Here is a 12162-nt window from a genome sequence, read left to right on the forward strand (position 1 = left end):
GCGCGGACACACAAGAAATAATACTAGCAGGTTCGGATGGCCATCACGAGTCGATACGGCCGGCAGGAGTGTGAGCTGCGCCTGGCGCGGCGAAGCGGTGTTCACGGGATTCCCCACGCAATGCAGCACCCCGGAAACGGAAAGCCCGGCACCCGACCTGGAAAGGCAGGGCGCCGGGTGCACAGCAGTTTTCCCGGAATCTAGTGCGCAAGCTCCATCAGGTCGCCGATCGATATGCCGGCATCCGGGGCCGGGCGCCCCAGGATCGAGGACAGCACCTCGAAAAGCGCGGACTGCGGATCCGCAACCATCTGATGGGACCGCCACCCGATGTGCTTGTCCGGTCGGACCAGGATGACGCCGTCCTCGTCGACCTCGCGTTGGCGCATCCAATCGCCGTAGAGATCCTGCACTTCAAGGCCCTCGCCGATGACCACGGCCACCAGGTCGATGCCCAGTCCCGCAGCGACCTCGGCCGCAGCGTCGGCCCACGGCTGACCGGTGATGCCGGTGAAGAGCGTAAACCCGGTGCCCTTGGCGATGTCGTGGGTGGAGAATTTGGCGTCCCGGTCCCCGATCCAGGCGTGTGGCAGGCGCAGGCCCGGATAGGTGGACTTCTGGTGGTGGAGCATCGGGTCTTGGGTGGCTTCGGGGCGTGCGCCTCCGTCGGAAACCACGGCGCTCGACTCGTAGAACTGGCCGATCTCCGTGCCCTGGGCGTTGAACTCGTAGTCCTTGTTGTCCAGGGCGGCACGCAGGGCCTTGCGGCGTGCGGCGCCCTCGGGCGAGTTTTCCTTGCGCAGCTTGAGCTTCGCGACGAATTCCTCGTCGGTGGTGGCGTCGGTGACTCCCAGGGCGTCGAAGATCGGCTTGTACTCGCGTCCGGAATCATTCGCCCGGGTGACGATCTGCTTGGCGACCGGGGCGCGTTCCACCGAGTAGGTCTCTAATAGCTCCTGGCCGGCCTGCCCCTTGAGCACGGCAGCCAGCTTCCACGCCAGGTTGTAGGCGTCCTGGATGGAGGTGTTGGAACCCAGCCCGTGGCTCGGCGGGTGCTTGTGGATCGCATCTCCGGCGCAGAAGACGCGTCCCTTCTGCAGGTGTGTGGCATATTGCTCGTTGTTGCCCCACAACGAGTACCCCAGGATCTCGACCTCGAGGTCCTCGATACCGACCAGGTTGCGGATGACGCGGATGGCCTCGTCGTTGTCGAGCACCGGGGGCTCTCCGTTGATGTCGAAACCCCAGCAGATCAGCCACTCGTTCCATGGCCTGACCATGCGGATCAGCCCGGCGCCCAGGCCGCCGATGTTGGAGCCCGGATTGAAGACCCAGTAGAGGATCGACGGGCGGTGGGCGGCCAGGTGGGCCAGGTCGGCCTTGAAGGTGATGTTCATGGAGCCGCCGATGTCCATGGCGCCCTCCATGGGCAGGTCGATGTCCGCGGCCACCTTGGAGCGGGCGCCGTCGGCGCCGATGAGGTACTTGGCCCGGATCGTGTATTCGTGCCCGGTGAGCCGGTTCAGCACCTGCACGCTCACGCCCTCGGCGTCTTGGGTGTGGCTGAGGTATTCGGTGGAGAACTGCGTCTGGGTGCCGCGCATGGTGGCGTTCTTGAGCATGATCGGCTCCAACAGCGTCTGCGGGATGTCGCAGGGCATCGAGGGGGAGGCCAGCTCGTAGTCGGCCCGGCGGTCGGGGCGCAGCCCCCAGGTGGGGCGGCGGCCGATTTCCTCGCCCGCCATGGACTCGCAGTAGACGGTGTCGCCCATCAGTTCGTGCGGCGTCGCCTCGGCCAGGACCTGGTCCTCGATGCCCGCATCCCGTAGCACCTCCATGGTGCGCTGGTTGGTGATGTGGGCACGCGGGGTGTTGGCCGTCCAGCGGTACTTGGTGATCATGATGTTCGCGATGCCCTGGTTGGACAGGAACAGCGCCGCGGAGCTGCCGGCCGGCCCGGAGCCGACGATCAGGACGTCGGTCTTGACGACGTTCGGGATCTGGGGCGAAGCGGTTTCGGTGATTCCATCGTTGAAAACAGGCATTGGGTGCCTCCCTTGCTTGGACTTTTGCTCACTGCCCGTGGCGGGAAGTGCGGGGAATGACTCGAGTGTTGCAGCTCACAGGGAGGCGCGGGCCGACTGCCTGCATTCATGGCCGGATAGTGCCAAAAGCCGTCCGACGGGGGGCAAAAGCGGTGGCCCGGGGCATGGGTCGCGCGCCGGGATGCCGGGCCGCCACTCGGGGCGGGGTAGGGGTCGCGACCGGCAGGCGGGACGGCGCGTGGACTTTCGACGGTTTGTGATTTCCGCTACACTGCTGGGGCCATGGACAAGAACCAAGACAATGCCGTGCGGCAGGCTGCCGCCAGGGGGCGGGACCCCCTCGCTCCGGGCACTGTTCCGCCCGCGGCCAGGACGGCCAGGCTCGTGAAGTTCAGCACGACCGGGATTCCCTCGGGCAACCGGCTGGAGTTGTGGGAGCACCACAATGCCAAGGCGTTGATACCGCTGGATATCCGCACCATGGATGAATCCCCATTGCAGGCCAGGGAAGTCAGCCTGCGCTACGGATCGCTGAGGTTTGCCGGGGTCAGGGGCAGCGCGCAGGTCGTGGAGCGCAATGAGCGCTTCATCCGGCAAAATCCCACCGGTGTGGTGGCCATCTTCTTCGCGCTGGAAGGGGAGGCATTCTTCTACCACCGCGACGGCCACGAATTGCTGAAGCCGGGACAAGCGGTCATCTACGATGCCGATCTGCCGTTCATGCGGGGCTTCAGCAAGGGGCTGAAGGAACTGGTCCTGACGATTCCGCGGGACGACTACCTGGAACTTTCCGGAGGCACGCCGCTGCTGCGTCCGCGCGTCGTGGACTTCAACCAGGGTGCGGCGGTGAACCAGCAGATGCGGGCGTTGGCCCGGCTGGTCAGCGACAGCCTCTCGGGACAGGCCTGGGGCGAATCGTTGGCCGGCGCGTGCCCGGAGGGCTCCGCCCTGGACATGCTGGCCCAGTTGGCATCCGGGGGCCGAGGCGGCGCCGGGCCGGGGCATCTTCTCGCCGCGCGCAACTACATCGAGGAACACCTGCACGATCCGGGTCTGGACGTCGCAGGGATTTCCGCGGCCATCGGCATCAGCGAACGCCAGCTGTCGCGGATCTTCGCGGAGGCGGGGGAACCGCCCGGCGGCTATATCAGGCAACGGCGGCTGGAAACGGCCAGGGACCTGCTGGCCGATCCCGCCCAGGGTTCCAGGTCGGTGGGCCGAATTGCGGGGGAGCTTGGCTTTGCCTCGCAGAGCTACTTCACGCGCGCCTTCAAGGCGCGGTTCGGTATTACACCGCTGGCGCTGCGCCAGGAGGCGTTGCGTGGCACCGATATCTAGCGGTGCCCAGCACGATGCACAGGGTTAGTTGCCGGAGAGCTTCCCGGCGACCAGGGCGAAGCGCTTGCTGTCCAGGATTGCGCCCTCCCGGCGGATCCCGGCTTCGCGCAGGCGGATGACCCGGTCGAGTTTCACCTCGCTGGGTCGGCCCTGCCTGTCCCAGGGCCCGGTGCCGATGTCGACATAGTCGCGGTCCCGCACCTGCTCGTTGCTGTGGTCCTTGGATGTCAGCATCAAGGCCAGCAGGTAGCCGTTCTCGCGGCCCACCAGCAGCACCGGGCGGTCCTTGCCCTGGGCATGGTCTTCCTCGTAGGGGATCCAGGCCCAGACGATTTCTCCCGGATCCGGGCGTCCGTCGGCCTTCGGGGCGTAATGCGCCCGCACGGCTCCCGTGAAGTCGCCGGGGTAGCCGCCGAATTCCCAGGTTCCGGATGCCCCGGTCGCAGGGGACGTCGAAGCAGGGCGGTGCGGGGCGGGCCTGCGCGTCGAGGGTGCCGCCGGACGCTTGCCGGTCGGACGGGTGGTGCCGCGTTGCTGCTTCGAGGCACCCTTCAGGGCGGATTCGAGCACGCGGCCCAGGAAACGAAGGACCGAGTTGGAGTTGAACTTCATGTGCACAAACTACCAGCTGGGTCCCGCACCCGAGTCGCAGTGCGACAGCGTGGCCCCAATCATGGGAGAATGGCCTGTGCGAAGTATTTTGCACCCCACTTAACATTTTCGTCCCCCTTAGCGAGGTCCCTTACGTGTCACCCATGGCCCGCACCGCACCGGTGCCTGCCGCGACTGATCCGGCGATCATCAGAAATTTCTGCATCATCGCCCACATCGACCACGGCAAGTCGACCCTGGCCGACCGGATGTTGCAGCTCACCGGAATCGTCTCCTCACGCGACATGAAGGCCCAGTACCTGGACCGCATGGATATTGAGCGCGAACGCGGCATCACCATCAAGTCCCAGGCCGTACGCATGCCGTGGGAGGTCGATGGCCAGTCCTACGCACTGAACATGATCGACACCCCCGGACACGTCGACTTCACCTACGAGGTTTCGCGTTCGCTGGCAGCCTGCGAAGGTGCGATCCTGCTGGTGGATGCCGCCCAGGGCATCGAGGCCCAGACGCTGGCGAACCTCTACCTGGCCATGGAGAATGACATGACGATCATTCCCGTGCTCAACAAGATCGACCTTCCCTCCGCACAGCCCGAGAAGTACGCCGCGGAGATCTCCAAGCTCATCGGCTGCGACCCGGAGGACATCCTCCAGGTCTCGGGCAAGACCGGCATGGGAGTCGAGGCGCTGCTGGACAAGGTCGTGCGCGACCTGCCCGCCCCCGTGGGCGATGCAAACGCCCCCGCCCGCGCGATGATCTTCGACTCGGTCTACGACACCTACCGCGGCGTGGTCACCTATGTCCGCGTGGTCGACGGGAAGATCTCGCCCCGCGAGAAGGTGCAGATGATGTCCACCGGCACCACCTACGAGCTGCTGGAAATCGGGGTTTCCTCCCCGGAGCCCAAGCCCAGCAAGGGCCTGGGCGTCGGCGAGGTCGGCTACCTGATCACCGGCGTGAAGGACGTGCGCCAGTCCAAGGTCGGCGACACCGTCACCAACTTCGCCAAGCCGGCCGAAAAGTCCCTGGGCGGCTACCAGGACCCGAAGCCCATGGTCTTCTCCGGCCTGTACCCGATCGACGGGTCGGACTACCCGGCCCTGCGCGATGCCTTGGACAAGCTGCAGCTCAACGACGCGGCACTGACCTACGTCCCGGAAACCTCCGTGGCCCTGGGCTTCGGCTTCCGCGTCGGCTTCCTGGGCCTGTTGCACCTGGAAATCACCCGCGAGCGCCTCGAGGCGGAATTCAACCTCGATTTGATCTCCACCGCGCCGAACGTGGTGTACGAGGTCATGACCGATGACAAGAAGCTGCGCACCGTGACCAACCCGAGCGAATTCCCCGACGGGAAGATCCTCGAGGTCCACGAGCCCATGGTGGCTGCCACGATCCTGGCACCGAACGAATTCGTCGGCGCCATCATGGAATTGTGCCAGTCCCGCCGCGGCGTCATGCGCGGCATGGACTACCTCTCCGAGGAACGCGTGGAGATCCGCTACTGGCTTCCGCTGGCCGAGATCGTCTTCGACTTCTTCGACGTGCTCAAGTCCAAGACCCGCGGCTACGCCTCGCTGGACTGGAAGGCCGACGGCGAACAGGTCTCGGACCTGGTGAAGGTCGACATCCTGCTCCAGGGCGAACAGGTCGATGCGTTTTCCGCCGTCACCCACCGTGACAAGGCCTACGCCTACGGGCTGATGATGACCCAGAAGCTGCGCGAACTGATTCCCCGCCAGCAGTTCGAGGTGCCGATCCAGGCAGCCATCGGCTCGCGCATCATTGCCCGCGAGTCCATCCGCGCCATCCGCAAGGACGTCCTGGCCAAGTGCTACGGCGGCGACATTTCCCGCAAGCGCAAGCTGCTGGAAAAGCAGAAGGCCGGCAAGAAGCGCATGAAGATGGTCGGCCGCGTGGAGGTTCCCCAGGAAGCCTTCATCGTCGCCCTGTCATCCGACGAGCCCAAGAAGAAGTAGCAATGCCTTCTGCCTTGCCCCTCGGGGACCCGGCGCCGTCCAACGGGTTGCTTCCGGCAACCTGCCTCGACGGCGCCGCGGAGCGCACCTTCTCGGTGTACGTCCACATTCCCTTCTGCGCCGTGCGCTGCGGCTACTGCGACTTCAACACCTACACGGCGCACGAGCTGGGCTCCGGATCCAGCCAGGACACCTACGCCGAGGCGGTCTCCGCGGAGATCGCCTTCGGCGCGAAGGTCCTGGAGGAATCCGGGGTTCCCCGCCGCGAGGTGTCCACCGTCTTCTTCGGCGGCGGCACCCCCACGCTGCTTCCCGCCAGCGACCTGGTCCGGGTGCTGGCCGAAATCCGCACCCAATGGGACCTGGCGCCCGACGCGGAGATCACCACCGAGGCCAACCCCGACTCGGTCACCCGCGAGTCGCTGCAGGTGCTGAAGGACGGCGGGTTCACCCGCGTGTCGATCGGCATGCAGTCGGCCGTCCCGCACGTGCTGAAGACCCTGGACCGCACGCACAACCCCGAGCGGGTGGGCCTGGCGGTGGCCTGGGCCAAGGAAGCCGGCCTGCAGGTGAGCGTGGACTTGATCTACGGCACGCCGGGGGAGTCGATCCAGGATTGGCGCACCAGCGTGCAAACCGCGCTGGGCTACGATCCGGACCACATCTCGGCGTACGCACTGATCATCGAGGAGGGCACCCGGCTGGCCGGGCAGATCCGCCGCGGCGAGGTCGCGAACATCGATGACGACGACCACGCCGACAAGTACCTGATCGCCGACGAGCTCTTTGCCGCCGCCGGCTACAACTGGTATGAAGTCAGCAACTGGTCCAAGGACGAATCCACCCGCTGCCTGCACAACCTTGCCTACTGGCGCGGCGGCGACTGGTGGGGAGCGGGCCCCGGTGCGCACTCCCACGTGGGCGGGCTGCGCTGGTGGAACGTCAAGCACCCGGCCGCCTATCAGCAGCGCATCGACGCCGGGACCTCGCCGGCGGCCGGGCGGGAAACCCCCGACGCCGAGGCGCGCTACCTGGAGAAGGCCATGTTGCTGACCCGCATCGTGGATGGCATGGACACCGCCGAGCTGCTGCCCGAGGGCCGCAAGGCCATCGCCGGGCTGATCGCCGACGGGCTGGTCGTTCCCGAGGAAGCGTTTGCGAAGAAGGTCGTGCTGAGCCTGCAGGGCCGGTTGCTGGCCGATGCGGTGCTGCGGCGGTTGCTGGACTTCTAGCTCCTGCCCGGCCCGGGAAACAGAAAAGACGGTGTGTGTACCGGACCCATGGGGGCCGGTACACACACCGTCTTTTGCATTTGCTGGTTGGTGGTGGTCCGGTCTAGCGGAAGAGGCGCAGGTTCAGCCCGTAGCGGTAGGGGCGCGACTTGTTCGCGTTGATGCCGGCGCGCACGCCGCTGATGGTCAGGAAGAGCCAGATGGCCACGACGAGGATCGCAAAGACCCAGCCGATGCCGGGGAGCAGCGAGAACAGGTGCAGCACGATCGCCAGGACGGTCAGCGGGAAGGTGAAGTTCAGCGCTTCCTTGGATTCCTGGGCGGTGAACGGGCCGCGGGCGCGGAAGACCGCGTAGATGATCAACGAGGGGATGCATCCCAGGATCGCCCCGAAGTGGGCGATCATGGCCCACTGCCGGTCCTCGGAAGGCGTCAGGGGCAGGGGTGCGGCCGAGGAACCTTCGAATCGATCCGGCTGGCTGTCGCCACCGGGAGCATTTCGTGCCTCGTTTGCCACTGCTGATGTCCTCTTCGTTGCGTTGGGTGAACCGTTGGCCAGTTTATCCTCAAACGGGGATCGCCGATGAACGCGAAATGCCGTTTGGCCCGCATTCGGGGCAACGGGATGCCTTTGTTGTTGATTCGTAACCATCCCCGCATCTCCACGTGCCCGTTCACCGGTCCTCGGGTGAGCAACCTCACCCGAGGAACCTGGCCGGTGACCTGCGGGATCCGGTCAGTGGTCCCCGGCGGTGAGGAAGTCGATGACTTCCTCGACCCGGCCCAGCAGCGAGGGCTCCAGGTCCGCATAGGAGCGAACCTGCCCCAGGATGCGTTCCCAGCCCTGGGCCACATCGACCTGCTCGGCGTGCGGCCAGCCCAGTCCCTTGAGGATGCCGGTCTTCCAGTCGGTTCCGCGCGGGACCACCGGCCAGGCGCGGATCTTCAGCACGGAGGGCCGGATGGCCTGCCACACATCGACGTATGGGTGACCGACGATCAGCACGTTGCCCGCGGCCCCCGGAACCCGCATGGCCTCGGCGGCGATCTTTGCCTCCTTGGTCCCCGGCAGCAGGTGGTCGACCAGGACGCCGAGCTTGCGCTGCGGGGAGGGGGCGAAGGCGCGGATGGCGCCGGCCAGATCGTCGACGCCGTGCAGCGGCTCGACCACAATGCCCTCGACGCGCAGGTCGTGGCCCCAGACCTTCTCGACGAGCTGGGCATCGTGCTTGCCTTCGACCCAGATGCGGCTGGCCCGGGCGGTGCGGGCCTTCAGGTCGGTGACCATGCGCGAGCCCGAGGCGCTGCGGGCCGTGCCCAGGGGAACGGCGGGAGCCGCGGCCGGCTCGATGATCTCCACCGGTTCGCCCTCGAGCAGGAAGCCGAAGCCGGCGCGGAATGACTTGGTGCGGCCATGCCGGTCCTCCAGGACCAGCACCCGCATGCCGCCGGCCTTCTCGCTTCGCACGACCTCGCCGACCCAGCCGCTCTCGACGTCCTCGAGGAGCAGGCCCAGGGCGATCGGGACCTTGCGCAATACGCGTTTCTTGGGGGCGCTGATGTCCTGGGCGCCCCAGCCGTGGTAGCTCATCGTGTCACTTTCACCTATGGGTTCACAGGTCCTTGGTCCGCTGCGCGCACGGGCCCCGGCCTCGGGACCGGAGCCACGGGCCTGGTGCAATCGGCAGGTGTGTCGAACGCGGCATCGCGGCCAGGGACCAAACCATGCTAACAAGAGGTTCGGAACGTATTAGACTTAGCAGTTGAACGTGTCGAGTGCCAATGCGCGCCCCCGAACCCCGGAACCCGGCCGGGGCGTGTGCAATGCCATCCCTTGACCATGGTGAACCGGCTTGTCAGGAGAGGTGAGAATGACCGAACCGCGTCGGCTCGAGGTCCTTCGAGCCATCGTTGAAGATTATGTGCAGTCGCGCGAACCTGTCGGTTCGCGTGCCCTGCTCGATCGCCACAACCTGGGCGTGTCGGCGGCCACCATCCGCAACGACATGGCTTCCCTGGAGGAAGAGGGGCTGATCGTTGCCCCGCACACCTCCTCCGGGCGGATCCCCACGGAAAAGGGCTACCGGCACTTCGTCGACCAGATCGGCGACATCAAGCCGCTCTCTGCCGCCGAACGCCGCGCCATTGCCGCGCTGCTCGAGGGTTCCCACGACGTCAACGACGTGCTGGAGAACACCGTGCGGCTGCTGGCGAGCATCACCCGGCAGGTAGCCCTGATCCAGGTCCCGCACTTCTCCAACGCCACCGTGCGCCACATCGAGTTGGTCGGGCTCGGTGCCGGGCAGACCCTGGTGGTGCTCATCGCCTCCAGCGGCAAGGTCGAGCAGCGCGTGGTCCTGTTGCCCGGCGCCCTGGGCGATGAAGACCTGGGCCGGTTGCGCCAGGTGCTGCTCTTGGCGCTTGACGCCAAGCCGATTGCCGAGGTTGCCCGGCTTGCCCAGGGCATTCCGGATCTCGTGGAGCCGCGCCTGGCACCGGCGGTGCGTACGGTCAGCGAGGCCCTGGGCGCGCTGGCACGCAATTCCGCGGTGGACAGGATCCTCACTGCGGGCACCGCGAACCTGGCACGCGCCAACATTGATTTCCCGCTGAGCATCACCCCGGTGCTCGAGGCCCTGGAGGAGCAGGTGGTGCTCTTGCGCCTCTTCTCCGAGCTGGAGCAGGACGCCCATGGCATCGCTGTGGGCATCGGGGCCGAGAACCAGTACGGTGCGCTGACCGAGGCCTCGGTCGTCGCCACCGGCTACGGCCCCGGCGAGCAGGCCATGATCGGCGTGCTGGGCCCCACCCGGATGAACTACCCCACCTCGATGGCCGCCGTGCGTGCCGTCGCCCGATACCTGTCACGAATCCTGGCCGGCTGATGCGGGTCGCCAGCAATTTTTTGAAGTACGAAAGGACACAGCGAGCACTGTGAGCACCCATTACGAAGTCCTGGGCGTCAGCAAGGACGCCACCGGCGAGGAAATCAAGAAGGCCTACCGCAAGCTGGCCCGCAAGCTGCACCCGGATGTGAACCCCGGCGAGGATGCCAGCGAGAAATTCAAGCTGGTCACCCGCGCCTACGAGGTGCTCTCGGATGCGGACAAGCGCGCCAACTACGACGCCACCGGCAACGAGAACGGCAACGGCCAGACCGGTTTCGGCGGCGGCGGCGGTTTCGGCGGGGGGTTCGGGGACATCTTCGAGCAGTTCTTCGGCGGCGGCGGCGGGGCGCAGGGCCCGGCCTCGCGCACCCAGCGCGGCCGCGACGCGCTGATCACCGCCACCATCGACCTGGGCGACGCCGTCGCCGGAACGGTCTACCCGCTGGAGATGGAAACGGCCGTGACCTGCTCCACCTGCCAGGGCAGCTGCTGCCGCCCGGGCACCTCCCCGGTCACCTGCACCATCTGCCACGGCGCCGGCCAGATCCAGCGCCCGGTGCGCTCCTTCCTGGGCCAGATGATGACGGTGGAGACCTGTGCCGCCTGCCGCGGCTTCGGCACCACCATCGAAGACCCCTGCATCGACTGCAGCGGCCAGGGCCGGGTCCGCGAGCGCATCTCCAAGCAGCTGAAGATTCCCGCCGGCGTGGCCAGCGGCACCCGCATCCATCTGGCCAACCAGGGCGAGGCGGGCCCCGGCGGCGGCCCCAACGGCGACCTCTACGTGGAGATCGAGGTGCGTCGGCACAAGATCTTCGAACGCGACGGGGTGGACCTGCACGCGCGCATGAACGTGCCGATGACCGCCGCCGCCCTGGGCGCGGACCTGGACCTGGAGACCTTCGACGGTTCCCAGGTCATCGAGGTCGAATCCGGTGCCCAGTCGGGTGACACCGTGCGCCTTCCCGGGCTCGGCGTCCCGCGCCTGCGCGGCGGCAAGCGCGGGGACATCATCGTGCACCTGCACGTCGAGACCCCCACCAAGGTCGACGCGGCGCAGCGCGAGCTGCTCGAACAGCTGGCCAAGCTCCGCGGCGAGGAATTCGCCGAGGGCCGCATGGAAAACAGCGGCGGCATGTTCTCCCGCCTGCGCGGGAAGCTGGGCAACCTGGGCGCATGAGCAACCAGTGCTTCTTCCTTCCCGCCGGTGAGCTTGCCGGTGCGCGCACGGGCACCGAACTGCACCTGGACGGGCCCGAGGGCCACCATGCGGTGACGGTCAAGCGCGTGCGGGCCGGGGAACTGATCGATTTGGTCGACGGGTCCGGGGTGCGCGCCATCGCCGAGGTCACCGACACGCAGAAGTCCGCGCTCGAGGCGATCGTGCGCGCCCTGGAGGTCGAGGCCGCCGCACCGGTGGGCATCACCTTGGTCCAGGCCCTGGCCAAGGGCGACCGCGACCTGCAGGCCGTGGAATCCGCGGTCGAGCTGGGCATCGATGCGGTGCGGCCCTGGCAGTCGGACCGCGCGATCGTGCGCTGGAACGAGGCCAAGGCGGCCAAGGCGCTGGGCAAGTGGGAATCCACGGTGCTGGCGGCGCTGAAGCAATCCCGCCGCACCTTCCTGCCCGAGGTCCGCCCGATGCTCACCAGCTCCGGGCTGGCCCGGGACATCGCCGCGCGCGCCTCCTCCGGGGTGCCGACCCTGGTGGTGATCCTGCACGAAGCCGGAACCGACTCGTTGGCAGCGGTGGTGGCCCAATGGCTTGAAGTCAACCCGCCGGCACCGTCCGCCGGGGCCGGCGCGCGACCGGAAGTCACGCTGGTGGTGGGCCCGGAGGGCGGGATCTCCGATGCCGAGCTTGAGAAGTTCATCGCGGCCGGGGCCAAGGTCGCGCTGCTGGGCAGCCACGTGCTGCGGGCCTCCACCGCCGGCCCTGCCGCGCTGGTGCTGGTGCGCCACCTGCTCGGCCAGCTCTAGGGAGCCGGCTGCCGGCCCGCTCCGACGAAGAAGCAACATGCACAGAGGGATCCCCCTTTTCGGGGGATCCCTTCCGTGCATGTGGTGG

The 12162-nt window shown here is 67.2% G+C and carries 10 protein-coding genes; 6 read left to right on the plus strand and 4 right to left on the minus strand.

Going from position 1 to position 12162, the window contains the following annotated elements; all coding sequences use genetic code 11:
- Nucleotides 1–200: 200 nt before the first annotated feature.
- A complete protein-coding gene (locus FPY90_RS03370; RefSeq protein ID WP_498683821.1) occupies nt 201–2045 on the minus strand; it encodes an FAD-dependent oxidoreductase in 1845 nt (614 codons plus the stop codon).
- A 384-nt stretch (nt 2046–2429) separates the two neighbouring features.
- Here FPY90_RS03370 and FPY90_RS03375 point away from each other — a divergent pair, with 384 nt between their 5' ends.
- Entirely contained in the window at nt 2430–3383 is a 954-nt protein-coding gene (locus FPY90_RS03375; RefSeq protein WP_498683823.1) for an AraC family transcriptional regulator, read from the plus strand.
- 24 nt (nt 3384–3407) lie between these two features.
- Here the strand turns inward: FPY90_RS03375 and FPY90_RS03380 are convergent, their stop codons facing one another.
- Nucleotides 3408–3995 carry a type II toxin-antitoxin system PemK/MazF family toxin gene (locus FPY90_RS03380; RefSeq protein ID WP_498683825.1) on the minus strand — a complete coding sequence of 196 codons (588 nt, stop codon included), beginning with the start codon at nt 3993–3995 and terminating at the stop codon, nt 3408–3410.
- Nucleotides 3996–4129: 134 nt separating this feature from the next.
- Between FPY90_RS03380 and lepA the strand changes: the two genes are divergently transcribed.
- Together lepA and hemW are read left to right on the plus strand one after the other, a co-directional pair.
- The gene (lepA, locus tag FPY90_RS03385) at nt 4130–5974 is read left to right on the plus strand and encodes a translation elongation factor 4 (protein WP_498683827.1); all 1845 of its coding nucleotides are present in this window, start codon (nt 4130–4132) and stop codon (nt 5972–5974) included.
- Nucleotides 5975–5976: 2 nt separating this feature from the next.
- Nucleotides 5977–7206, plus strand: coding sequence for a radical SAM family heme chaperone HemW (gene hemW, locus FPY90_RS03390; RefSeq protein ID WP_498683829.1), 1230 nt, complete (start codon nt 5977–5979; stop codon nt 7204–7206).
- A 103-nt stretch (nt 7207–7309) separates the two neighbouring features.
- On the opposite strand, the gene FPY90_RS03395 is transcribed toward hemW, so the two are convergent.
- On the minus strand, nt 7310–7723 hold the full coding sequence (locus FPY90_RS03395; protein ID WP_083411259.1) for a DUF4870 domain-containing protein: 414 nt from the start codon (nt 7721–7723) through the stop codon (nt 7310–7312).
- Nucleotides 7724–7942: 219 nt separating this feature from the next.
- Entirely contained in the window at nt 7943–8797 is an 855-nt protein-coding gene (locus tag FPY90_RS03400; RefSeq protein WP_498683831.1) for a DUF3097 family protein, read from the minus strand.
- A gap of 280 nt (nt 8798–9077) precedes the next feature.
- On the opposite strand from FPY90_RS03400, the gene hrcA reads away from it, so the two are divergent.
- From hrcA to FPY90_RS03415, 3 genes are read left to right on the plus strand one after another with little or no spacing between them, the layout of a single operon-like run.
- Nucleotides 9078–10091 carry a heat-inducible transcriptional repressor HrcA gene (gene hrcA / locus FPY90_RS03405; protein WP_071215063.1) on the plus strand — a complete coding sequence of 338 codons (1014 nt, stop codon included), beginning with the start codon at nt 9078–9080 and terminating at the stop codon, nt 10089–10091.
- A gap of 49 nt (nt 10092–10140) precedes the next feature.
- Nucleotides 10141–11274 carry a molecular chaperone DnaJ gene (dnaJ, locus tag FPY90_RS03410; protein ID WP_071215062.1) on the plus strand — a complete coding sequence of 378 codons (1134 nt, stop codon included), beginning with the start codon at nt 10141–10143 and terminating at the stop codon, nt 11272–11274.
- A complete protein-coding gene (locus FPY90_RS03415; RefSeq protein ID WP_071215061.1) occupies nt 11271–12074 on the plus strand; it encodes a 16S rRNA (uracil(1498)-N(3))-methyltransferase in 804 nt (267 codons plus the stop codon). Before dnaJ ends, FPY90_RS03415 begins: the two co-directional genes overlap by 4 nt.
- Nucleotides 12075–12162 lie beyond the last annotated feature (88 nt).

This window comes from Arthrobacter sp. C2, from assembly GCA_024207135.1.
Classification (GTDB): Bacteria; Actinomycetota; Actinomycetes; order Actinomycetales; family Micrococcaceae; genus Paeniglutamicibacter.